The sequence below is a fragment of the Candidatus Binatia bacterium genome, assembly GCA_036493895.1.
GTDB lineage: Bacteria > Desulfobacterota > Binatia > UBA1149 > CAITLU01 > DATNBU01.
The window spans coordinates 130,161-153,171 of the sequence record DASXOZ010000028.1 but is presented as its reverse complement, the minus strand read 5'-3'; the positions used below and the strand labels follow the sequence as shown (position 1 = coordinate 153,171).

General features: G+C 66.1%; 17 protein-coding genes. 6 read left to right on the top strand and 11 right to left on the bottom strand.

The genetic code is table 11. The features are described from left to right. Positions 1–44: 44 nt before the first annotated feature. A protein-coding gene (locus VGK20_07970) for an IS3 family transposase (protein HEY2773975.1) occupies positions 45–1,207 on the bottom strand; the annotation gives its coding sequence in 2 pieces (ribosomal slippage) (positions 45–949 and positions 949–1,207; 1,164 coding nt in all). A gap of 169 nt (positions 1,208–1,376) precedes the next feature. Between VGK20_07970 and VGK20_07965 the strand changes: the two genes are divergently transcribed. Next, the gene (locus VGK20_07965; protein HEY2773974.1) at positions 1,377–1,559 is read left to right on the top strand and encodes a DUF433 domain-containing protein; all 183 of its coding nucleotides are present in this window, start codon (positions 1,377–1,379) and stop codon (positions 1,557–1,559) included. A 220-nt stretch (positions 1,560–1,779) separates the two neighbouring features. On the opposite strand, the gene VGK20_07960 is transcribed toward VGK20_07965, so the two are convergent. Next, entirely contained in the window at positions 1,780–2,277 is a 498-nt protein-coding gene (locus VGK20_07960) for a hypothetical protein (protein HEY2773973.1), read from the bottom strand. A gap of 277 nt (positions 2,278–2,554) precedes the next feature. On the opposite strand from VGK20_07960, the gene VGK20_07955 reads away from it, so the two are divergent. Beyond that, the gene (locus tag VGK20_07955) at positions 2,555–5,722 is read left to right on the top strand and encodes an efflux RND transporter permease subunit (protein ID HEY2773972.1); all 3,168 of its coding nucleotides are present in this window, start codon (positions 2,555–2,557) and stop codon (positions 5,720–5,722) included. On the opposite strand, the gene VGK20_07950 is transcribed toward VGK20_07955, so the two are convergent. The 5 genes from VGK20_07950 to VGK20_07930 all read right to left on the bottom strand — a co-directional run bounded on the left by VGK20_07950 (position 5,706) and on the right by VGK20_07930 (position 13,203). Next, positions 5,706–6,614 carry a VOC family protein gene (locus VGK20_07950; protein ID HEY2773971.1) on the bottom strand — a complete coding sequence of 303 codons (909 nt, stop codon included), beginning with the start codon at positions 6,612–6,614 and terminating at the stop codon, positions 5,706–5,708. The genes VGK20_07955 and VGK20_07950 overlap by 17 nt on opposite strands. A gap of 137 nt (positions 6,615–6,751) precedes the next feature. Next, positions 6,752–8,329, bottom strand: a complete 1,578-nt coding sequence (locus VGK20_07945; protein HEY2773970.1) for a GMC family oxidoreductase — start codon at positions 8,327–8,329, stop codon at positions 6,752–6,754. A gap of 39 nt (positions 8,330–8,368) precedes the next feature. Continuing rightward, positions 8,369–9,157, bottom strand: a complete 789-nt coding sequence (locus VGK20_07940; GenBank protein ID HEY2773969.1) for an aquaporin — start codon at positions 9,155–9,157, stop codon at positions 8,369–8,371. Positions 9,158–9,198: 41 nt separating this feature from the next. Continuing rightward, positions 9,199–11,967: a glucosidase gene (locus tag VGK20_07935; GenBank protein HEY2773968.1), complete on the bottom strand. Its 2,769-nt coding sequence runs from the start codon at positions 11,965–11,967 to the stop codon at positions 9,199–9,201. 120 nt (positions 11,968–12,087) lie between these two features. After that, positions 12,088–13,203, bottom strand: a complete 1,116-nt coding sequence (locus tag VGK20_07930; GenBank protein HEY2773967.1) for a glucose 1-dehydrogenase — start codon at positions 13,201–13,203, stop codon at positions 12,088–12,090. Positions 13,204–13,354: 151 nt separating this feature from the next. Between VGK20_07930 and VGK20_07925 the strand changes: the two genes are divergently transcribed. Then, a complete protein-coding gene (locus VGK20_07925; GenBank protein ID HEY2773966.1) occupies positions 13,355–14,731 on the top strand; it encodes a glycosyltransferase family 4 protein in 1,377 nt (458 codons plus the stop codon). Continuing rightward, the gene (locus VGK20_07920; protein HEY2773965.1) at positions 14,728–15,960 is read left to right on the top strand and encodes a glycoside hydrolase family 57 protein; all 1,233 of its coding nucleotides are present in this window, start codon (positions 14,728–14,730) and stop codon (positions 15,958–15,960) included. Before VGK20_07925 ends, VGK20_07920 begins: the two co-directional genes overlap by 4 nt. Before the next feature lie 69 nt (positions 15,961–16,029). Here the strand turns inward: VGK20_07920 and VGK20_07915 are convergent, their stop codons facing one another. Next, on the bottom strand, positions 16,030–16,293 hold the full coding sequence (locus VGK20_07915; GenBank protein ID HEY2773964.1) for a zf-HC2 domain-containing protein: 264 nt from the start codon (positions 16,291–16,293) through the stop codon (positions 16,030–16,032). A 182-nt stretch (positions 16,294–16,475) separates the two neighbouring features. Between VGK20_07915 and VGK20_07910 the strand changes: the two genes are divergently transcribed. Both VGK20_07910 and VGK20_07905 read left to right on the top strand, forming a co-directional pair. Then, positions 16,476–17,849, top strand: a complete 1,374-nt coding sequence (locus tag VGK20_07910; GenBank protein ID HEY2773963.1) for an adenylate/guanylate cyclase domain-containing protein — start codon at positions 16,476–16,478, stop codon at positions 17,847–17,849. 15 nt (positions 17,850–17,864) lie between these two features. Beyond that, the gene (locus tag VGK20_07905; protein HEY2773962.1) at positions 17,865–19,466 is read left to right on the top strand and encodes an FAD-dependent oxidoreductase; all 1,602 of its coding nucleotides are present in this window, start codon (positions 17,865–17,867) and stop codon (positions 19,464–19,466) included. Positions 19,467–19,511: 45 nt separating this feature from the next. Here the strand turns inward: VGK20_07905 and VGK20_07900 are convergent, their stop codons facing one another. The 3 genes from VGK20_07900 to VGK20_07890 form a co-directional block, all read right to left on the bottom strand. Further along, positions 19,512–20,177, bottom strand: coding sequence for a sigma-70 family RNA polymerase sigma factor (locus VGK20_07900; protein HEY2773961.1), 666 nt, complete (start codon positions 20,175–20,177; stop codon positions 19,512–19,514). After that, the gene (locus VGK20_07895) at positions 20,174–20,422 is read right to left on the bottom strand and encodes an STAS domain-containing protein (GenBank protein HEY2773960.1); all 249 of its coding nucleotides are present in this window, start codon (positions 20,420–20,422) and stop codon (positions 20,174–20,176) included. Before VGK20_07895 ends, VGK20_07900 begins: the two co-directional genes overlap by 4 nt. Before the next feature lie 488 nt (positions 20,423–20,910). Beyond that, a complete protein-coding gene (locus tag VGK20_07890; protein HEY2773959.1) occupies positions 20,911–22,899 on the bottom strand; it encodes a sigma 54-interacting transcriptional regulator in 1,989 nt (662 codons plus the stop codon). Positions 22,900–23,011: the final 112 nt, after the last annotated feature.

The following is a 23,011-nucleotide window of genomic DNA, read 5'->3' as shown; positions in this document are numbered from 1 at the left end:
GTTTGGAATTAACCCGTTTCCGTGGATGGTTGTGGGCTGGGCTGCTACGCAGCCAGCCAGTTTCTCCTCTCGTACTCGGCCGGCGACATGTAGTCCAGTGACGAGTGCCGCCGGCGCGGGTTGTACCAGCCTTCGATAAAGTCGAAGACCGCCATCTTGGCTTCGGCCTGATTGCGGAACCGCCGCTTGTCGAGCAGCTCGCACTCGAGCGTCGCAAAGAAGCTCTCGCACATCGCGTTGTCGTAACAGTCGCCGACCGATCCCATCGACGGACGGACGCCGACTTCTCGGCAGCGAGCGCCGAACGCAATGGACGTATATTGCGTGCCCTGGTCGCTATGGTGAATGACGTCGAGCGGAGCTCTGGTCTGCACGGCCATGTCGAACGCATCCAGGATGAGCGACGTTCGCAGATGCGACGCCATTGCCCAACCGATGACGCGACGACTCCACACATCGACGACAACTGACAGGTACAGAAATCCTGACCACGTCGGAATGTACGTGATGTCTGCAATCCACAGTTTGTTCGGCGCATCGGCGGTGAATTCCCGTTCGACCAGATCCGGCGCCGGCCTCGCGTCTTTGTTGCGCTTGGTCGTATGGTACTTTTTTCGCCGGCTCGCGCCTTCCAAGCCGTTCTGCCGCATCAAACGGGCAACCCGCTTTCCGCCGACACGCTCACTGTGAACCTCGCGCAGCTCGAAGTGCACGCGCGGAACGCCGTAGGTTTCACGCGAGGCGAGGTGGATCGCCTTGATCTTGGTCGCGAGTTCCTCGTCGCGTCTGCGATGCGCAGACGGCGGACGAATGAGCCAGGCATAGAATCCGCTGGTTGAGACTCCCAGCGTCTTGCACAGCACGGCCACGCGATGCTCGGTCCGATTCGCCTTTACGAACCCGAACGCCCCCTCGGCGTCGAGTCGGTCTCCTGAGCGAACCAGACCGCGGCTTTTTTTAGGATCTCGCGCTCCTCGCGCAGACGCCGATTCTCCCGGCGCAACTCTCGGAGCTCGTCCTTTTCCGCCGTCGTCACGCCGTCGTTTCGATCGCCGGCATCGACTTGGGCTTGGAACAGCCAGTTACGGATCGTCTGCTCGCTCGGGTCGAACTCTTTGGCCAGCTCCTTGGCCGACCGGCCTGCCCGGGCCAGGGCGATGATCTGCCGGCGGTACTCAGGCGGATATGCCTGCCTCGTCTTGCCCATCGTGAACTCCTACTTCCCCACCGGGAAAGTGTCCACGAGACCGGGTCAACTCCATAATCGACAATGACGATCGGTGCCCACGTCATGCCGCTTAGTTGGATGAACACACAAGCGCCTAGGTGGAGCAGCGGAAGTACGAGCAAACGCCGATACACGAGGCTCGACGACGGTGGTGGCACACTCCAGTCACGGGAAGGCCGTGATTCGAGGGCTGCGCTATCCGGTCGAGTCCATGCTCGAATACTTGGCTGGCGGGGACTCGATCGACGACGTACTCGCCGGGTTCCCCAACCTGGAACGCGACGATTTACTCGCCTGCCTTCAGTACGCCGTGACGGCGATCAAGCTGTAGACTCTGCACGTCCCCCGCGACGTGAGGTAGTCGCCGACGGTCGCGTAGAACAAATATTTTCGGGGTCACGCGCCGGTCGTGGGGGCAACTCTGCGGGCACCCGGCGATTTCGTGACGTTGCCATCGTAATCGGAACGCGGCCTTACGCGCCGAATGCGATTTCAGGTGCGCGCCAAACCGCACCCTCACGCGATCGTGCCGTCTTCGGCCGGCTGAACCGCTAATTCGCGTCGCTGTCTGCGAGTGCGCGCATTGCGACCAGCGGTTGCACGAGTGCTCCCAGCGCTCCCGCGTAGATTGCCTTGAACCACAGGAACGAGTGCAGATCGAGGCTCGCGATGCCAGCTGTAACGAGCAGCCCCGTCAGCAGCGGAGCCGTGAATACCGTCACCACGAGTCCCATCACCAGGCCGCGCGCGAAGGTAGCGTCGGGAAGACTTCGCAGAACACGATACGATTCGGGCGGCCATCCCGGAGAGCCGACCCGGCCGTCGCGCAGATGCCAGCGGACGATGCGGGTGGCGATCAGGCAGGTGAGCAGCGGCAGGATAATCGTGGTTCCGACCATGTCGCCGAAAATACTTTGGGATCCCCACAGCGGAACCGTCTCGAGATGACGGAATGCGAGCCATGCGATCAGGCCATTGAGCAGGAAATTCACCACGGCCGACCCGGCAATGTGCTCGAGCAACAGGTAGTGGCGCAGGACGGGGGTCACCGCGGTAGTATCACCTCCTGCCGCACGAACGTCCAGAGTTCGCCAGCACGCGCTGTGGAGCTGCGGCAAAAGTCGCACGGCGTCCTGCGGAACTGAGGCGTGTCGCCTCTTTCACCACCAGGGCTTCCAGTAACGGATCCTCGCAATGGAACGATAATTTCTGGAAATATAGCTTTACTATCCGCCGCTCTCCGGGCACGAAGCCAGTCAGCGAAGCGTCGCCCGCCTCGTCGGGGTACGGCAGGGCTTCCTCCGCTCCAGGGTCCCCGAATTTTCTATGCTGAGGGCCATTGTCGAATTCTCGCTGCGGTTTCGCGGAGTCGTCGTCTCCGTCTCCTGCCTCGTGCTGGCTTACGGCGTGTATGTCGCCGACCAGGCGAAGCTCGACGTGTTCCCCGATTTCGTTCCGCCGCAGGTCACCGTGCAGACCGAAGCTCCCGGCCTGGCGGCAGAGCAGGTCGAAGCACTCGTCACCCGCCCGATCGAAAGCGCGATCAACGGTCTCGGCAGCCAGGAGTCTCTTCGCTCCGAGTCGTCCCAGGGGCTTTCTGTAATCACGGTCGTCTTCAAGGAAGGTACCGACGTCCTGCCCGCACGCCAGCAGCTGGCCGAGAGACTCGGTGAGATTGCAGGAAATCTTCCGGCCGGCGTGAAGACACCGAAAGTTTCGCCGCTGGTTTCGGCCACGATGGATCTGCTCAAGATCGGGCTGGTCAGCGACCGGCTCTCGCCGATGGAGCTCCGGACGTTCGCCGACTGGACGCTCAAACCTCGGCTCCTCTCGGTGCCGGGAGTGGCACGGTGCAACGTGTTCGGCGGTGAGGTGCGCCAGTGGCAGATCCAGGTGCTGCCGGAGCAGCTCCTCGCACACAACGTCTCTCTGGAGGACGTATTGGGCGCTGCGCGGCTGGCGAGCGGAGTGCGCGGCGCCGGGTTCGTCGAAACGGAGAATCAGCGGATTTCGATCCAGAGCGAAGGTCAGACGCTGACCGCGGAGGCTCTGGGCAACGTAGTCGTGGCTGCCGGAGCCGGCGGCGTACCGCTGAGACTGCGAGACGTAGCGAGGGTCGTCGAGGGCGCCGAGCCGAAGTTCGGAGACGCGCTCATCATGGGACGCCCCGGACTGGCGCTGACGTTGTCGAGCCAGGCGGGAGCGAACACGATGGAGGTCACCCGTGCACTGGAGGCGGCACTGGACGACCTCAAGCCGCTCCTGTTGCAGGAAGGGATCACGCTCTATCCGGCGATGCATCGGCCGGCGTCGTTCATCGAATCGTCCCTCACCAACATCCGTCACTCGCTGCTGCTCGGCGCGGTGCTCGTCTCCGTGGTTCTGCTCCTTTTCCTCGGGCATTTTCGTACGGCGCTCATTTCGCTTACCGCCATACCGCTGTCGCTGCTGACGGCAATTGTCGTGCTCGACCGGCTCGGGGTGACGCTCAATACGATCACTCTCGGAGGCCTTGCGATCGCGCTCGGGGAAGTCGTCGACGATGCCATCATCGACGTCGAGAACATCCTTCGCCGGTTGCGCGAGAACGTCGCGTCGGCTGCCCCGCGCCCGGTCGTCACGGTAATTCTCGACGCGTCTCTCGAGGTGCGCAACGCCGTCGTTTTCGCGACGTTCGTCGTGGCGCTCGTATTTTTGCCGGTGCTGACTCTCAGTGGCCTGCAGGGCAGCTTCTTCGCACCGCTGGCCCTCAGCTACCTGCTCGCGATCCTCGCCTCCCTCGTCGTTGCCCTCACGCTGACGCCCGCGCTCGCCGTCCTTCTTTTCGGACGGACCTCCGGTTCCGGACCGGACGCGCCTCGGCTCCAGATACGCTTGCGGAATGGATACGAAAGGGTTCTCCGTGGAGTCACGCGCCACTCGACCATCGTCGTCTCGGTGGTGGCGGTGCTGTGCGTGTTCGCGTTGTCCCGGCTCCCGTTTCTCGGCGGCGAGTTCCTGCCTGAATTTCGCGAAGGGCATTTCGTTGTCGGAGTAACTACGGCGCCCGGCACGTCGCTGCCGGAAATGTTGCGCGTCGGAGGACAGATTTCCGGGGAACTGCTGAAAAATAAGCGCATCGCCACCGTGGAGGAGCAGATCGGTCGCGCCGAGCAGGGTGAGGATCCATGGGGCCCGCACCGTGCGGAGTTCCACGTCGAGCTGCAGCCTCATCTTTCGGGTCGCGACATGGAGGCGGTGGAGAATGAAATCCGCGATGTATTCCGCGCGACTCCGGGGATGCAGGCAGAAGTGATGACGTTCCTCGGTGATCGCATCGGCGAGACCATCAGCGGGGAGACCTCGCCGGTCGTCGTGAATCTGTTCGGCGACGATCTCGATGCCCTCGACGCAAAAGCCGATGAGGTTGCCCAGGTACTCGGCACCATCAGGGGCGCCGCGGGGATCCAGGCAAAATCGTCGGGCTCGTTGCCGCGCATTTCGGTGCGATTGCGGGCCGAGAAGCTCACCCAGCTCGGATTTCGCCCTGTCGAAGTGCTCGACGCAGTGCAGACCGCATATGAGGGCACGGTCGTTGCGCAGGTCTATCGCGAGAGTCAGGTGTCGGACATCGTGGTCGTGCTCGATCCCGCGAGCCGCCGTGATCCCGAGGAAGTGGGCGCCCTCTCGCTCAGCAATCCTGCCGGTCGGCGAGTGCGCTTGAGTGACATCGCCGATGTGTCTCTCAGCAGCGGCCGCTTCTCGATTCTGCACGACGGGGGGCGGCGACGACAGGTGGTGACCTGCACGCCGGTCGGTCGCGATTCGCAGTCTTTCGTCGCCGAGGCGCGGCAGGTGCTCGCCGAAAAAGTGCAGTTGCCCGCCGGCATGTACATCGAATTTGCGGGCGCCGCCGAACAGCAACGTGCCGCGACCCGGGAACTTCTGGTGCACGGCGCGATGGCGGCGGTTGGAATCGTCATTTTGCTCACGGTCGTGCTCGGCAACTGGCGCAATCTTCTTCTGGTTCTCCTGAATCTCCCGATGGCGCTGGCGGGCGGTGTGGTCGCGATTTACGTGACGAGCTTCTTCTCCGCGAGGCACGGCGACACGCTGACCATGGGCGCGGTCGTGGGTTTCGTCACGGTGTTCGGCATCACGACGCGCAATTCGATCATGCTCGTCTCCCACTTCGAACGCCTCGTGGCACACGAAGGCCACGCATGGGACACAGCGACCATGATCCGCGGCGCCTCGGAACGACTGGTGCCGATCCTCATGACGGCGGCAGTCACCGCACTGGGACTGCTTCCGCTCGCGCTCGGCAATGGAGAGGCAGGTCGGGAGATCGAAGGACCGATGGCCATCGTCATCCTGGGCGGGCTGTTGACGTCGACCCTGCTCAACCTGCTCGTGTTGCCTCAGCTGGCACTGCGCTGGGCTCGGTGGGATCCGGTCGATCGCGAAGCCGGCTCCAGCATGGCCCGACGAGATCCACTCAGCGAAGCGCCGTAAGCTCGATCGCATGGCCATCATCGTCGCGCACGATCATCGCGCGAACCTGGCCGAGCGTCGGCTCGGTGAGCGTGACCGCTGCGGCGGCGTTTCCGGGCCGTGAACCCCTCCGGGTCGTGTCACCCGGCAACTCATCGACGACCACTGTGGTTTGCCAATACGCGATGTCGTTGGCGCGGATCGGTGTGCCGGGAACGCGGCCGTCGCGTGGCGCGAGGTACTCCAGCAGCTCAATGCCGGGCCCTTCGCGGGGCCTCAGTGTCGTGATGTGCAGGCGCGCGTGCTCGACGTTGTTCAGGTGTTCCTGCTCGGTACCGAAATTCATGCTCTCGCCGGCGACGACGAGGCCGAGCCGGTCGCGATAAAAGGCAAGCGCACGCGTCGTGCTGCCGACGACGATGGCGGTATGGTCGATGCCCAGAAACAACGGAGCGCCCGCCGCGCGGTCGGGGTGCCAGCGCGCCGCGCCCTTTCCCGGCGGGAATTCGAGCAGCTCGAGGAAATGCCCGTCGGGGTCGCGAAAATAGAAAGCGCGGATGCCGGCAGCAGCGGGAATCGATTCGGGAAGCCGCTGTGGCGACGTTGATGCGTATTCGGCTCCGGCGGCGCGCAGCCGCTCGTACGCTGCATCCATGTCGGACACGACGATCGCGACGTGCTGGAACCAGCGGTCGTTGGCGCGCGAGTCCTGCGGAAGCGGGCGGCCGCGCGGTGCAAGGTACTGCGTCAGCTCCAGCGTCTCGTCGCCTAGCCGGAGACGCACAACCTTGAACCGGACTCCGAAGACGCCGGTCAGCTTCTCCCATTCGGGCCCGGCGTTTTCGGTTTCGGAGAGCTTCTCGAAACCGAGGATGCCGGTGTAGAACGCGACCGAGCGGTCCAGATCGGCCACGGTGATGCCGATTCCTGCGACGGACTCCGCGGTGATAGCGAAGGCGCGACCGGGGCCGGCGGCGAGAGTTCCGGCAACCCACAGCGCCGCCAGAAGGCAGTGCCGTCGGCGTCGATTCGGTGCGTCTGTGCGCATCATCAGCCCAAACGGTCGAGCAGGTGATCGCCGACCCTCAAGGCGTTGGCCATGATGGTCAGCGCGGGATTCACCGCCGAGCTCGACGGGAAGAAGCTGCCGTCGACGACATACAGGTTGTCGAGGTCGTGGGCGCGGCAGTTCAGGTTGAGCACGGACCTGTACGGATCGGTGCCGAACCGCATCGTCCCGTTCTGGTGCGCGACGCCGGCGAGCGGAATTCGGCCGGGGATGTAGACTTGCAGCGGGATCAGGTGCTCTTCGAACTCGATCGCGGAGAGAATGCGCTTCAGCTCCACGCCGAGCCGCGCGTGGGCCTTCTCGTTGTTGGCCGTGTACGACAGCGTCACGCTGCCGCGGCCGTCGACGGTGACCCTGTTGTTCGGGTCGGGAAGATCCTCTGTCGTCATCCAGAACGGGACGGCATGTTCCGCCATTTTTTCGAGCGTCATCGTCGGCGCCAGGCGCGGCGCTCCGGCCCTGAGCGTGTTCGCGTCGAAGGATCCCATCAGCGAGATGTGGCCGAGCGGAAACTCGCGTCCTTCGCCGGCATGGTAGAAGTCGTTGAGCCCGATCGTCTTGTGGAAGCGCGTGTCGTGGCGGTGCCGCGACACCGCGAGAAACACCGAGTTCACGTGCGACATGTAGTTGCGGCCGACCATGCCGGAGCGGTTCGCGAGCCCCGCCGGATGCCGGTCGCTCGCCGAGCGCAGCATCAGCGCCGCCGAATTGATCGCGCCGCACGACGACACGACGATGCCGGCACGGTAGGTTTCCTCATGGCCGTCGCGCTCGACGATGACGCCGGTCACTTCCCTGCCCGATACCGAAGTTTCGAGCCGGACCACGCGCGCGCGGTCGAGCAGCCTGACGTTTTCGTGCTCGAGTGCGGGCTCCACGCAGATCACCTGCGCGTCGGCCTTGGCGCGCACCAGGCAGGGAAAGCCATCGCAGGTGTTGCAACGGATGCAGGCGCTGGCGCGCGGGTTCGCTTCGTCGAGCTGGATGCCGACCGGCATCGGGAACGGCCGGTGGCCGAGCCGTTCCATGCCTTCGCGGATCTCGTGGATGCGCGGCTCGCTCGAGATCGGCGGATGGAGATACGGCGCGCTGGCCGGCGGCTCGGTTGGATCGGCGCCGCGCAGGCCGTGCACGTGGTAGAGATGCTCGGCGCGCGTGTAGTAGCTCTCGAGATCGCCATAGGCGATCGGCCACGCCGGCGACACACCGTCGACGTGGCGCACTTCGCCGAAATCGGCCTCCCGCATGCGAATCAGCGCCGCGCCGTAGAACTTCGTATTGCCGCCGACCGCGTAGTGCGTACCCGGCTCGAACCGGCCGCCGTCCTTGTCGAGCCAGTGCTCGCCGCAGTTGTAGCGACCGTCGAGGATCACGGACTGCGAGTCCCAGTTCTGTTTCTCTCGCGGAATCCAGGTGCCGCGCTCGATCAACAGGATGCGCTTGCCCGACGGCGCCAGTCGCCATGCGAGTGTGCCGCCGCCGGCGCCGCTGCCGATGATGATGACGTCGTAGTGGGTCGATTCGCAGGCTTCGGAAGTTCGGTGCAGGACGGGACTCATCGGGTTCTCCTTTATTCATCGCCCTTGCGGGCAACGGTCTCAGTCGCAAGTTTGAGGTGCGAACACGTTCGGTGATGGCGTTTCAGCAGTGCGCTCGGCGGGGGACGAGTCGCGCGGGCGCATCATCCGGAGGTGAAGCTCCGCGGCAGCAAGCATCCCGAGCGGCGGCGCGACGAAGTAAATCCAGGCGCCGGTCCAGGTGCCCGCCACGACGGCAGAGGCCAGCGTGCGGGCCGGATTCAGGCTGGTGCCCGACAGCGGCGATTCGAAGACGATGAAGAACGCGAGCAGCGTCGCGCAGGCAAGGCCGCCGAAAGGCTGCAGCCGCGCCGACGACGAGCAGACGAGCACGGCGCTCATCATCGCGAAGCAGATCCCTGTCTCGCCCAGCAACGCGGCGCCGGGTCCTGCGGGGCCGGGGACCGTGACAGCATAGTGGACGAAAGGACTGGCAATGCCCGGCCCTGCAAGAGCCGCACCCGCCACCACGCCGAGCGTTCCACCCGCGAGCTGGGCGAAGGCGTACGCAAGCCCATCCGCGGTGCCGATGCGTCCGAGCCTCCAGAAGGTCAGCGTCACTGCGGGATTGATGTGTGCGCCCGAGCGTTTCGCCCACGGCGAATAGAAGATCGCCAGCGCCGTTGCGCCCATCGCCGCGCCCATCAGGCAGCGGCGAAGGAACGGGTCGGAAAGAGAGCGGCCGGCTGCCATGCGAAGCAGCGACGAAGGATCTTCCAGCAGCGTTGCGAAGACGCAGGCGGACAGCATGAAGACGCCGAGACCGGCTGCTTCGATCCAGTACGCACCATAGTCGGGTTGTCGCAGCATCGAAGTTTCGATGCCCGCTGCACGACGTGGTTACGGCGCGCCTATTTCACGGTGCGCTCGAGGCAGCGCGTGACGAGCGCCGTCCAGCCTGTCTGGTGGCTGGCGCCGAGCCCGCGTCCAGTCTCGCCGTGGAAGTATTCGTGGAAGAGCACGAGGTCTTTCCAGTGCGGATCGCTTTGATAGCGCGCGTCGTCGCCATGGCAGGGTCGTCGTCCGCTCTGGTCGGCGAGGAAAATCGACCCGAGACGGCGCGCGAGCTCGCGCGCGACCTGCTCGAGGTTCATCACGATTCCGGAGCCGGTCGGACATTCGACCTGGAAGGAGTCGCCGTAGAAATGGTGATAGCGCTCCAGCGCTTCGACCAGCAGGTAGTTGATCGGAAACCAAACCGGCCCGCGCCAGTTCGAGTTGCCGCCGAACAGCCCGGTGTCGGACTCGCCCGGCACGTACGTCACGCGGTGTTCTTCCCCGCCGAGGGACAACACGTACGGCTCGTGCTCGTGCACCTTGGAAACGGAGCGGATTCCCCAGGGCGAGAGGAACTCCTTCTCATCCAGCATGCGCGCGAGCACGCGGCCCAGTCGATCCCGTGACGGAATGGCCAGCAGCCGGTGACCGTGACGGCCGTCGTCGGGCGCGTCGTGCGAGCACATGTACGAAATGTTGCCGGCCAGGTCGCTGCGATTGTCGAGGAACCATTGCATGCGCCGCGCGAAGCCAGGCAGACGCTCGATCGCCGAGGCTTCGAGCACTTCGACGGTAATGATCGGCAGCAGGCCGACCAGTGAGCGAACCTTCAGCGGCCTGCCAGCGCCGTCGGTGTGGAGCTGGTCGTAGTAGAAGCCGTCCTCCTCGTCCCACAGGCCGTTGCCGCCGAGGTGGTTCATCGCGTTGGCGATCGCGACGAAATGCTCGAAGAACTTGCTCGCGACATCCTCGTACGCCGGATCGCCGGACGCCAGCTCGAGAGCCATCGACAGCATCGTCGCGCAGAAGAACGCCATCCAGGCCGTGCCGTCGGCCTGCTCGAGATAGCCGCCGGTGGGCAGCGGTTTCGAACGATCGAAGACGCCGATGTTGTCGAGGCCGAGGAATCCGCCCGAGAACAGGTTGCGTCCCGCCGTGTCCTTGCGGTTGACCCACCACGTGAAGTTCAGCAGCAGCTTGTGGAAGCAGCGCGCGAGGAAGACGCGGTCGCGGCTGCCCTTGTCGCCGGTCATCTTGTAGACGCGCCACACGCTCCACGCGTGGACGGGCGGATTGACGTCGCCCATCGCGAACTCGTAGGCGGGGATCTGGCCGTTCGGATGCATGTACCATTCGCGCAGGAAGAGCTGGAGCTGCTCCTTTGGAAAGTACGGGTCGACTCGCGCGAGCGGGATCATGTGGAACGCGAGATCCCAGGCCGCGTACCACGGGTATTCCCACTTGTCGGGCATCGAGATCACGTCGCGGTTGTAGAGATGGCCCCACTCCGTGTTACGGCCGCCTTGCCTGGACTGCGGCGGTGCAGGCTGCGCGGGATCGCCGTGGAGCCAGTCGCCGACTGCGTAATGGTAGAATTGTTTCGACCAGAGCAGTCCCGCGTATGCCTGGCGCAGCACGCGCTTCGCATCGGCATCGAGGCCCGGCGGCGTCAGGTCGGCGAAGAACGCATCGGCCTCGGCGCGCCGCGCCTCGAGCACGCGGTCGAAGTCTTCACCGAGCGCGACCGCCGGCTCGGCAGCTTCGTTGGCGACTGTCAGTCTCAGGTGCAGCACCTGCTCGCCGCCTGCGGGGATGGCGAGGTGGTAGCGAAAAGCCGCCTTGGTTCCCGGTCCATTCTCGATCAGCGCGGAGCGCTGCCCATCGATCACGTAGTCGTGGAACGCATCTTTGGCGTGAGCGGGGCCGGGCGACCCGAACAATTTTTGGGAATTGGTCTCGTTGTCCGTCAGAAGCAACTCGGGCGCCTTGCCGGCGACCGGCGCGCCCTGCAGCACGAAGCGGCCGAGGCTCGCGTGTTCGGCAACGAAGCGGCCGTCTTCGCGCTCGATCGCCGGTTTGGGCCAGTAGCCTTCGCCGTGGCGTCCCCACGACCAGGTGTTGCGGAACCACAGCGACGGCAGCACGTCGATCGTTGCCGGCTCCGGGCCGCGATTGGCGATCGTCACACGGATCGCGATGTCATCCGGGGACGCCTTGGCGTACTCGACGCGCACGTCGAAGTAGCGATGTTCGTCGAATACGCCGGTGTCGGCCAGCTCGAACTCGCCGTCGTTCTTGCCACGCCGCCGGTTCTCTTCGACCAGCCGGCCGTACGGAAACGCGGCCTGCGGATACTTGTACAGAGCCTCGAGGAACGAGTGCGTCGGCGTCGAGTCGAGGTAGTAGTAACATTCCTTGACGTCTTCGCCGTGATTGCCTTCGGGACCGGTGAGCCCGAAGAGCCTTTCTTTGAGAATCGGATCGTTGCCGTTCCACAGCGCCAGCGCGAAGCACAGCCGTCCCTCGCGGTCGCTGATGCCGAGCAATCCGTCCTCACCCCAGCGATAGGCACGCGAGCGTGCGTGGTCATGCGGGAAATAGTCCCAGCAGGAACCCCACGGCGAATAGTCCTCGCGCACGGTTCCCCACTGGCGTTCGGAAAGGTAGGGACCCCAGCGTTTCCAGTTGCGTGTTCGTGCCGCATCGTCGGCGAGGCGAGCTCGTTCCGCTTCGGCTTTCGGCGCCGATTTCGGCGAGACGCTTGCCTTCCCGTCACCTCGCGAGGCGCGGCGGGCGCCCTTGCCGGTGTCGTTGGAATCGCTCCTGGTTTTCTGGGTCTGCAATTTGCTCACCTCGCAAGGCGTTCGATGATGCTTGCGGCGCCCCGGTTACGCCATTGCCGGCAAGGCTTGCCGCAAGCGAAGCCGCCGGGGCCGCCGGCCCCGAGCCACGGCGGCGGGCTTTCAGCCGAACGTGAGGACATTCTTGATGCCGTCGGGCTTGCCGAGCAGAGGCTCGCGGTAGTCATCGACGCGTCGTCGCGACGAGATCAGGGAATGGACCGCACCCGGCCACAGCTCGCAGAAGCGGGCGAGGTCGCTGACCGCGTGTTCGAACGAAGTTTTTCCAGCATTGACCGTGCCGAATACGACCTGGTTTTTCAGCACGAGACTGCGCATCAGCACATCGGTATCGACCGGGATCGGACCCTTGCGGCCGGGCACTCCGGTAAACACGAAAATGCCGTTGGTGCCGAGCGAGCCCATCGCGTCGAAGGCCACGCTGGAAGCGCCGGCCGCCTCGTAGATCACGTCGATATTGCCGACCTGCTTGCCGAGGTCCTTGACCGGCGTGTCCGCGGCCGAGATGTAGTGCGCGCCGAAGCTTTCGACCAGACGCGATTTGGCCGATCCGTGCGGCTCGCGCGAGTAGACGAACGTATCGAAGTCGTTGGCCGCCAGCGCCATCGCGCCGAGCAGCCCTACCGGCCCCGCTCCGAGCACGACGGCGCGATGGCAATTGCCGCCTTTGGTGCCCGGCACTACCGGGCAGGCCCACGGCAGGCGCTGCTGCACCTGCCAGATCTGCTCGAGCGCCTTCTCGGCGATCGTCAGCGGCTCGACCAGCACGCCGACGTCGCGCAGGCTCTTCGGCAGCACGTTCATGTACCGCTCGTGATCGACGACGAGCTCGGTCATGTAGCCGTGCGCCTGCTTGATGCCGCGCTCGACGAAGTCGCCGGTATAGCAGAAGTCCTGGCGCGAGCTGGTGCAGGCTGCGCATTCCTCGTGATGACAGGGCCGGCGCACCGTCGGCACGACGAGGTCGCCCGCGTCCACCGTCGTCACGTCGGGAGCAGTCTCGACGACCTCGCCGAGGGATTCGTGACCGATCACCAGGTGCTCGCAGCCCTCCGGCGGCTGCCCGTAGTCGAAGCAGCAGATTTCGCGATCCGTGCCGCAGATGCCGACGTCCAGGATGCGAACGCGCACCTGGCCCGGCCCGAGCCGACTGGCCGGCTCGGCGATGTCCTGAAGCGAAATGGTGCGCGAAGTCGGGGAAACGGTGATGGCTTTCATGACCGCTCCGACGCCGCGGCGCGCCGATGGTTTCACGATTCGATGCTGTAACCGCAGCGGGCCGGCGTCATCGAAGTGCGTGTCTCCCCAAGACTCCCACCCCATCAGGCCGGCGTCCGCCCCGGGCGCCGGCTCCCGCCGCGAGCTTCGAGTGCTGAGCTTCGGCTGGGAATTCGCGCCGGTTCTGTCCGGCGGGCTCGGCGTAGCCTGCGCGGGCCTGGCCCGCGCGCTGGCCGACGAGGGAGTGGATCTGACCTTCGTCCTGCCGAAACTTCCGCGTCCCGTCGAAGCAGGCGGCATCCGCGTCGTCAGTGCGCGCGAGCTCGCACCGCAGCCCGAAGCGCCAGCGGCAATCGCCAGCGGCGTTCGCGATGAGCTGTCCGGCGACGCGCCATCCACCCATCAACAGGAGATCCGCTTCGAGTCGCTGCTTGCGCCCTACCAGACCCAGCAGTCGTACCACCATCTCTTCACGACTACGTCGGGCCGTGCGACAGCGGGCAGTGTCGCAGGTGGTGCGTCGACGTCTCCAGGCAGCGCGCGTGCGGATGCTTCCCTCTATGGAGGCGACCTGCTGCGCGAGGTCGAGAGGCTGGCTGCGGCCGCCTCCGCGATTGCGGCGACTACCGCGCACGACGTGATCCACTGCCACGACTGGATGACGTTCGCCGCCGGCGTCGCAGCGCGCAAAGTCTCGGGCAAACCTCTCGTGCTGCACGTGCACTCGACCGAGGGCGACCGCAGTGGCGGCGGCCGCGGCAGCGAGAAGATCCGCGAGCTGGAAGAAGCTGGACTCTGCGCCGCCGACCGCATCGTTGCGGTCAGCGATTTTACGCGCCGCGCGATTCTCGAGCAGTATCCCGCCGTCAGCCCCGACAAGCTGCGCGTCGTTCACAACGGCACCGAGCCGGCCCACGATGCGGCCGCCATTCGCGGACTTCCGCCTCTGGCCGGCGAGCGCCCCGTCGTGCTCTTCCTCGGCCGGCTCACCGCACAGAAAGGGCCGGAGTGGTTCCTGAGGGCCGCTGCGCTGGTGCGCGGGCTGCGTCCGGAAACGATCTTCGTCGTCGCCGGCAGCGGCGAGTTGCTGCCTGAGATGGTCGAGCGTGCCGCCGAGCTCGGTCTTGCCTCGAGTCTCTTCTTCACGGGCTTCCTCAGCGGCGACGACATTTCGCGCGCCTATGCGATGGCGGACGTGTTCGTGATGCCGAGCGTCAGCGAGCCCTTCGGCCTGGTGCCGATCGAAGCGATGCTTCGCGGGACGCCGGCGATCGTCAGTCGCCAGTCCGGCGTCAGCGAGGTGATCCGCCACTGCCTGAAAGTCGACTTCTGGGAGACCGAAGAGCTGGCCGACAAGATCATCGGCGTGATCGACCATGCGGCGCTCGCTTCCAGCCTCGGCGCTGCCGGAAGAAAGGAAGCGCTCAGGCTCGGCTGGCAAGCACCGGCCCGGCGCCTGCTCGAAGTTTTCGATGAGGTCGCCGCGGCAAGCGACGCGACGAGACCGGTAACGGGAGAAACACGATGACCAGACTGTGCCTCTATTTCCAGCTTCACCAGCCCCGCCGCCTGCGCCGGATGCGAGTATTCGACATCGGCAAAACAGCCGCCGCAGTGCGCGGCGCCGCCCGCGCGCAGCTCGCGTCATCGTGGTTCGACGCCGAGCTCGATCGCAGCATTCTCGATGGGATCGTCGAGCGCTGTTACCGGCCGGCGACTACCGTGCTGCTGTCGCAGGCGCGCCGCGCCGACGCTCCGCTGCGCGTCGCGTTCGGGCTCACATCGACGCTTCTCGCGCAGCTCGAGGAGGCGGCCCCGGACGTCATCGACAACATCGGCGAGCTGGTCGCGTGCGGGTCGGCCGAGATCCTCGGCGAGACCTCCCATCACTCGCTGGCCTGGCTGCTCGACACCGACGAGTTCGAGGAGCAGGTCGAACTGCATCGCGAGGCGATCCATTCGCGATTCGGCGTGAGGCCGGTGGTTTTCCGCAACACCGAGCTGCTCTTCGACGACGCCCTGGCGATCTGGCTCTCCGCTCGTGGTTATCGCGCGGTCCTCACCGAAGGCGCGGACCGCATCCTCGCCGGGCGCACCGCGACCGGCATTTATGCCAGCGCGCTCGCGCCGCAACTTCGCGTGCTGCTGCGCCACTACCGCCTGAGCGACGACGTCGGGTTCCGCTTCGGGCACGCCGAGGGCGGCAAGCCGCTGCGCGCCGAGACCTGGGCCGCGTGGGTGGCGGCCACCGGTGGCCAGAGCGTCAACGTCTTCCTCGATTTCGAGACGTTCGGCGAGCACCACGGCGCCGCGTCGCTGGATTTCCTGGCTGCGCTACCGGCCGCGGTCGCCCGCGCAGGGATTTCCATGCACCTGCCGCGGGAGGCAGCGCTGCTGCCGGTCGCCGGTCCTGTCTGCGCCGACGGCGTGATTTCGTGGGCGGACCAGTCGCGCGATGAGAGCGCCTGGCTCGGAAACGCCATGCAGCGCGCAGCATGCGAGCACCTCTACGAGCTGCTGCCGCAGGTCAAGGGCGCGCAAGACAGCGGCCTTCTCGAGGCGTGGCGATCACTGGCCGGCAGCGACCATGCCTACTACATGTCGACGAAAGGCTTCGGCGACGGCGAGGTGCACGCACATTTCCGTCCCTACGAAAGCCCCTACGAGGCCCATCTTAACTTCATGAACGTGCTGGCCGACCTTGCACTGCAGCTCGAGAGCGATGTCGCCGGGCAGCAGCGCAGACGCGCTGCCTGACGGCGGACAACGGCAGAGCCGCGCGCGCTGGCGAAGCAGCGCGCGCGGAAATCGCCTGAGTCGTGACGATCAGCGATCGTGGCGGATCGCGCGCAGGATCTTGTCCTTCAATTCTTCGGGGAGCGCGCCGTCGGCGACGGAGGGATCGTCATCGCGCAGCGCGTCTTTGGCATGGCCGATGGTCAGCTCGTAGTCGCGCAGGTAGCTTCTGCAGTCCTGGCAGGTCTTCAGGTGGCGGTCGAATCGGCCCCGTTCGCGCTCGTCGGTTTCACCCGCAACGTAGTCGGCCAGCCCGCGTACGAAGCACTTGCAATCGATTTCGCCGGGATCCACTCGATCGTCCTGGACGCAACGGACGTCCGGCGAACAGGCTAGCACGCGGCGCTCCGCGTCGGAATACGATCGGTCCGGTGGAAGTCGCAGTCCCGCACGGACAGTCTGATGCCGGGGCGGCCGTGTGGTTACACGGGTTGCAGGTCGCGTAACGCGGGCGTCGCCGCGGCGTCCAAGGCCGCGTGAAGCTGCTACAGACGTTTATCCGCGGCCGGGGCGCCGACAACCTTTCCGAACGAGTGCGCGAGGCGATCGCGCGTACCGAAGACGCCAACGAAATGCTGCTCGGGTGGGTGCAACTCTCCGTCGTCACGCTGCTCGGAGGGCTGTACCTGGCATCGCCGAAAGGGTTCGAGGCCAGCGACATTTCCTTCGAGCCGGTCCCGTGGGTGCTTGCCGGTTACGCGCCTCTGGTCATCGGCCGCCTGCTGCTGGCGCGGCGCCGAAGGCTCGGCCCGGCGATCCTTGCCGCGTCGGTCGTCACCGACATCGCCGTGCTGTTCCTGCTGATCTGGAGCTTCCACATCCAGTACTGCCAGCCGCCGGCGTTCTATCTGAAGGCTCCGACGTTCGTCTACGTGTTCCTCTTCATCGCGCTGAGGAGCCTTCGCTACGATTTTCGCTATCTGCTGCTGGCCGGAGCGACCGCGATCCTCGGGTGGACGGTCCTCGTCGCGTACGCGATCTGGCCCGGCCACGCCGAAATCACGCGAAGCTTCGTCGACTACATGATGGGGTATCGCGTGTTGCTTGGTGCCGAGCTCGACAAGGCCGTCTCGATCGCGATGGTGACCGGAGTGCTTGCGATCGGCACCGTGCGGTCGCGGCGCCTGCTGGCCGAAGCGGCCAGCGAAGGCCAGGCGCGCCGCGAGCTGACCCGCTTCTTCAGTCCCGACGTCGCCAGCAGGATCGTCACTTCGGCCGAGGCGATCCGGCCGGGCCAGGGCGAGCTGCGCGAGGCGACGGTGCTGATGATCGATCTGCGCGGATTCACCCGGCTGGCATCGATGCTTCCGGCAGACCGCGTGATCGAGCTGCTGGGCGAGTTCCAGCGCCGCATGGTCGCGGTGCTGTTTGCCCACGGCGGCTCGGTCGACAAGTTCCTCGGCGACGGGATCCTCGCGCATTTTGGCGCCGCCACCGAGTCCACGACGCATGCCGCCGATGCACTGCGGGCGGTCGACGACATCATCGTCGCCGCCGGCGAGTGGAGCCGCGCAGCAGCGCAGGCCGGGACCGCGGGCCTCGGAATCGGCGCAGCGTGCGCCAGCGGAGAGCTCGTCTTCGGCGCCGTGGGGGATTGCGACCGGCTCGAATACACCGTGATCGGCAATCCGGTGAACCTGGCGGCCAAGCTCGAGAAGCATACCAAGGCCGAGGGGGTGCGTGCTCTGGCGAGCGCAAGCACCTGGGAATCGGCGCTCGCCGCAGGCTACTCGCCGCCAGCGACGAGGCGGAAGCTGGCGCATCGCGAGGTGGCCGGTGCGGCGGAGCCCGTCGATCTCGTCGTGCTCGCCGAGCTCGAAATTCCCGACGAATCCGTCGCCGCTGCCTGAAATCGGAGAACAGCCATGGAACGCAAACGCATCGTCATTCTCGGTGGCGGCTTCGCCGGCGTCTACACGGCGCGACGGCTCGAGAAGAAACTCCGGCGTCTCGGTCGCGCGGCCGAACAGTACGAAGTCGTGCTGGTCAATCGCGACAACTATTTCGTGTTCCAGCCGATGCTGCCGGAGGTGATCTCCGGAAGCATCGGCATCCTGGACACCGTAAGCCCGCTTCGCCGGCTGCTTCCGGGAACGACCATCGTCGTGCGCGAGGTCGAGGAGATCGACGTCGAGACGTCGACGATTCGCACCAGCCCCGGCGTGCATCCGCACCCGAGCACGATCCGATACGATCACCTCGTCCTCGCGCTCGGCACCGTGACCGATTTCCGCGGATTGCGCGGGCTTCCCGAGCACGCGATGCCATTCAAGAACCTCGCGGACGCGCTGGCGCTGCGAAACCACGTGATCGGCGCGCTCGAAGAAGCGTCGGTCGAAGAAGAGCAGGAGTTGCGTCGCCAGCTGCTGACGTTCGTCATCGCCGGCGGCGGCTTCTCGGGCGTCGAGGTCGCGGCCGAGCTCAACGACTTCGTGCGAAGCGTCGCCCGCAACTACCCGACGATCGACCCGAAGGACCTGCGCGTCGTGCTGCTGCATTCGCAGGACCGCATCCTTCCCGAGGTTTCGCCGAAGCTGGCGCTGTTCGCGCAGAAAATCCTGGCGCAGCGCGGAGTCGAGCTGAGGCTCGGCACGAGGCTCGAGGCGGCCAGTGCCGAGGCGGCACTGCTGGCGGGCGGCGAGCGAATCGAGACGCGCACGCTGGTTTCGACGGTGCCGAGCTCGCCGCATCCGCTGGTGGACAGGCTCGTGCTCGCCAAATCCGACAACGGACGACTGCTGGTGACGCCGCAGCTCCAGGTGCAGGGAAGCCAGAAGATCTGGGCTCTCGGCGACTGCGCACTGGTTCCCAATGGCGAAGGCCGCACCTTCGCACCGCCGACTGCCCAGCACGCGGTGCGACAGGCCAACACGCTGGCCGACAACATCGTCGCACAGATCGCGGGCCGCCCGCTGCGCAGCTTTTCGTTCGGCGGGCTCGGCAAGATGGGAGCGCTTGGTCATCGCACGGCGGTTGCCGACGTGCTCGGCATTCAGGTTTCGGGCTTTCTTGCGTGGTGGCTGTGGCGGACGATCTATCTGGCCAAGCTTCCGGGCTGGGCAAGACGCATCAAGGTCGCGACGTCGTGGACGCTCGACCTGTTCCTGCAGCCCGACCTCGTGCAGCTGCGCGCCGGCTCTTCGGGCGGACTGCGTCACGAGCATTACGAGCCGGGCCAGGCCGTGTTCCAGCAGGGTGACGTCGGCGACAGCATCTTCGTGATCGTCAACGGCAGCGCCGAGGTGCTGCGCGAAGAAGGAGCACGCAACTCGCGGCTGGCCTGCCTCGGCGCCGGAGAGGTGTTCGGCGAGATGGCTTTGCTCGGCTCCAGCGTTCGCAACGCGACCGTGCGCTGCCTCGAACCGATGACGCTCCTGCGATTGCCGAGGCGCGACTTCCGCTTGCTCGACGCCTCGTTGCCGGCACTTCGGCGCAGCTTCGAGGAAGTCGCCGCGACGCGAAACTAACAGCCCGCGCAGCGACGGGAGCGAGTCCTGGGTCGGGCTCCTGAATCAGTGGACGGAGCAGGCCGCGACTTCGCCGGCCAGCTCCTTCTGCAGCATGGTCTTCAGCGCCTGCCTGGCGCGGTGAAGGCGGACCTTGACGGCGGCGATGGTGATACCAAGCGCGTCGGCCGCTTCTTCGGTCGACAGATCCTCGATGTCACGCAGCATCAGCACGACGCGGTGGATATCGGGAAGACGCTCGAGGCAGCGGCGCACGAGCACCCGCATCGTCTCGCGCTCCAGCGCGTCGGCCGGCGTCAGGTCGACGCGGTCGTGAGCCTCGACGATACGGCTGCCGTCGGAGGCAAATCGCGGAAGCTCGTTCTCGATCGAGATCTCCGGCCTGCGGCGACGGCTGCGCAGCCGCATCAGCGCGACGTTGACGACGATGCGATGCAGCCAGGTCGCCAGCCGCGATCTTCCTTCGAAGGCGGGAAGAGAGCGGAACGCGAGCAGGAAAGCTTCCTGCACGATGTCGCGTGCATCCTCCTCACTGCGCACCAGCCGGCGCGCGGTCGACAGCATGCGACCGCCGTTGCTCGTCATCAGCTCCTCGAAGGCGTCCTGGTCGCCGGCTCGCAGCCGCGCGAGAAGATCGTCGTCGGTAGCGAGCGGCGCCGCGTAGGCGGCGAGATCTTCGGCCGCGCTGTGGGAATATCTCGATGCGTTCATGAATCGACCTCCTCCAGAAGCTGCTGCACGAACGGAGAAGCACCGACCAGCTCGACGTCGTCGTCCTGGGCAGCGACCAGCGCCGATGCGCCGGACGCGTCGAGGAAGCCGATTCCGGCAAGGTCGATCACGACGCGACGTCGGTCGTGCCGGCAGGCACGGATGACGGTTTCGAGCTCGACCAGGTCGCCTCTGGTCAGGCGGCCCTCGAGCCGAAGTAGCGTCGCGTGCCTGTTTCCGTCCATTCGAGTGATCCTCAGCATTTTGTTCCGGGCTTACGCTGGGAACCGGCGGCAGTTACGTAGCTGTATTGCTGCCGGGCGCTCCGTGCGTCGTGCCCCTCCTTTCGTTTGCAGTCGTTTGAGTTGAGCAAGGCTCGTGCCGGGTTTGCGGCGAGGTCCGAGGCGCCGCGGAAACCTTTACGGATTAGTTACTTGCAGCTTTGCGCCCGAGAGGAGGCACGGTCCGGTCCGGGCCTGCCCACGAGCCGTCGCGGTAGGAACGACGAGATTTCGTGGGAGATCGCTGGCGTCGTGGGCGTCGTGGAGCGCGCTGGGTCGTGGGCGCGCAGGGCGCGCTGGTCGTGGGCGCGCAGAGCGCGCTGGGTCGTGGGCGCGCAGGGCGCGCTGGGTCGTGGGCGTCGTGGAGCGCGCAGGGTCGTGAGCGCGCAGGGCGCGCTGAGGCGTGTCCGCAAGGCACGCGGGCGGCTGCGAGGATGCAGGCAGCGGCGGGGTCAGCGCCGGCGCGAGATCCCGAGCCGCTTCAGGCGGCTGCGCAGCGTGTTGGGATGCAGCCCAAGCATTGCCGCCGCGCCGGCGCTTCCCTCGATGACCCAGCCGCAGCGCTCGAGGCTTTCTTCGATCCGCTGGCGCTCGAGCTCGCCGAGCGTGGGACCGGCCGCCGCCGTGAGCGTCGTCGTGCGCGCAGCGTCCTCGCGGTCGGCGCGCGGCGCCGACTTCACGGCGAGCAGGCTTTCGTCGATCTCGAGCACCGGTCCGTCCGAGACGATCATTGCGCGTTCGACGACGTTCTCGAGCTCGCGGATGTTTCCGGGCCACGGGTAGTCGCGAAGCCGCGCCATCGTCGCAGGGTCGACCTCGGTGAACCGGCGTCCGAGCCGCGCGCCGTAACGCGACATGAAGTAGCGAACGAGCAGCGGGATGTCCTCGCGCCGGTCGCGCAGCGGCGGCACGCGAACGACGAACACATTGACCCGGAAATACAGGTCGGAGCGGAACTTCCCTTCGGCGACGGCCGTCTCGAGGTCGCGATTGGTGGCAGCCACGACGCGCACGTCCACGCGCTGCGGCCGGGTGGAACCCACCGCCTCGAATTCGCGCTCCTGCAGCACGCGCAGCAGCTTGACCTGCACGTCGAGAGGCATCTCGCCGATCTCGTCGAGGAAGAGCGTCCCTTTGTCGGCAAGCGCAAAGCGACCCACCCGGCGCTCGGAAGCTCCGGTGAAGGCTCCTTTTTCGTGCCCGAACAGTTCGCTTTCGACGAGGCCGGCCGGCAGCGCGCCCGCGTTCACTTTGATCAGCGGGCGGTCCTTGCGCCCCGACAGATCGTGTACGGCGCGCGCGATCAGCTCCTTGCCGGTGCCGGTCTCGCCGAGGATCAGCACCGTCGAATCGGTGGGCGCCACTCGCTGCACCTGCTGCATCACCTGGCGAATGGCCGCCGAGGATCCGACGATGGTTTCGAAGTCGTGTTCGGCGCGGATCTCCTCGCGAAGGTACGCATTCTGCTGCTGCAGGCGCGCGCGTTCGCGCTCGGCCAGCACGCGCGCGGTAATGTCCACGATCATCGTGCGCGTGTGCTTGCCGTCCGGCTCGGGCTTGGACCAGCGCTGCACCCATACCGACTTGCCGTTGTCCTTGCGGCGGAGCTCGATCTCGATCGCGCTGCGCTGGCGTCCCTCCTGTTCGGAAGCGAGCGACTCGTGCACGCGGTCGCGGTTGTCCTGCTGCGGCGCGACGAGCGACATCCCGTAAGTGCCCGGCACGTCGCCTGCTGCGAGTCCGAGAAGCTCCATGAACGCCCGGTTCGCGCTGAGGAAGCGCGTATCGGTTTCCTCATAGACGTAGGCGATCGGTGCCTCTTCGAAGAGGTCGCGGAACTGGCGCTCGGAGAACCTCAGCTTGCGTTCGATCTCGATCCGCTCGAGCTCGGCTGCCGCGCGCGACGCGAAGATGCGGAACATCTGCAGCTGCGTCGCTTCGATCGGCATCGGCCGGCGATCGAAGACCGCAAGATGCCCGATGGTCTTTCCGTCGGCGTTGCACAGCGGAACTCCGAGATAGCTCTCGATGCGACGCTCGACCAGGGGCAGGTCCCTCGGGAAGATGCGGTAGACGTTGCTGGCGTGATGGCAGAGATTGCCGCGCACGACGTCTTCGCACGGCGTGCCCGTCAGGTCCCACGCGACGTTGTCCATGAAACGCCCGTCGCCGTAGAACGCGAGGGTCCGCACCCAGGCCGGCGACGAATCGAACTCGGCGACGAAAGCGAACTGGACGTCGATGGCCGCGGCGAGCGAGCGCACGAGCGATTGGAGAAATTCCCCGCCGGTGCTGCGCGAGGTTCCCTCGAGGATCAGCCGAAGCACGTCGGCTTCGCGCAGTCCTGCGAAAGAGCCGGCGGTGGCCGTGCTCGAAGCGACCAGATCCTGGCCGGCGAGCGATGGTTCGCGCTCGGCCTCGTCTTCCCCGTGCCCTCCCACGGCCCCGCAACGTATCATTGATGGTGCCGGGCTGGCGAGACGTGGCGCCGGGGGCGCCGGGCCGGCGTGGACGGCGTCATTCGGACCACTTCTGAAACCTCGTTGTTCCGGC